Source organism: Micromonospora craterilacus, assembly GCF_003236315.1.
GTDB lineage: Bacteria > Actinomycetota > Actinomycetes > Mycobacteriales > Micromonosporaceae > Micromonospora > Micromonospora craterilacus.
The window spans coordinates 1-798 of sequence record NZ_POTY01000526.1 but is presented as its reverse complement, the minus strand read 5'-3'; the positions used below and the strand labels follow the sequence as shown (position 1 = coordinate 798).

Genomic DNA, 798 nt, shown 5'->3' with positions numbered 1-798 from the left:
ACGGTTGGCCAGGTCGAGGGCCTCGATCAACTCATCGTCGTCACAAGGCACCTCCCGCACCTTGCGCTCGTCCCGGTCCTTGTCCTTGTCCCGGTCCTTGCCCTCGTGACCCTTGTCCCGATCCTTGCCCTCGTGGTCCTTGTCCCGGTCCTTGTTCTCGTGGTCCTTGTCCCGGTCCTTGTTCTCGTGGTCCTTGTCCCGGTCCTTGTCCTCGTGGTCCCTGTCCCGGTCCTTGTCCCGGTCCTTGTCCTCGTGGTCCTTGTTCTTGTCCTGGTCCTTGCCGTCGTCGCTGACCAACTGGGCGGTCGACCACTTGACGTCGGCAAGTCGGTGCGCGCCAGTCACGCCCGTGGTGGCGTAGGCGACGCCCGCGAGGCCGACCACTCCCGTGAGGCTCGCGACGCCGGTGACGAACCAGAGCCGGCGCCGGCGGAACGGGGAGTTCTTCACGCGAGTGGGGTCATCGTTATTGCGAAGGTAGTTGGACATCGGAGCTCTCTGCCCTCTCCTTGTACCGACAAGGTCGCTTCGCCGTGGCGAGGCGACCTTCGCTACAAATCGGTTGTAGCTGTTGAACAACACCGTATGGGAGACTTCCTCACGATGCGTGCGTATCCGAAGAAACCCCACATTAGGGGCGTGGGCGGCAGGAGGGCGGACGCTCTGGGCCGGCATGGCATGACCGGTGCCGGGTGGGCGGCCGGTGGCGGAAAGCTCACGGACTCGGCCAGGACGCGGCCGGTGGCGGAAAGCTCGCGGGGGCGCCAAGACCGCGACCGGTGGGGGAAAGCCCACGGG

The 798-nt window shown here is 65.8% G+C and carries 1 pseudogene; it reads right to left on the bottom strand.

What is annotated here, in order from left to right:
* A pseudogene (locus C1I95_RS35640) lies at window positions 1–450 on the bottom strand (hypothetical protein); the annotation flags it as partial.
* Between the last annotated feature and the right edge of the window lie 348 nt (window positions 451–798).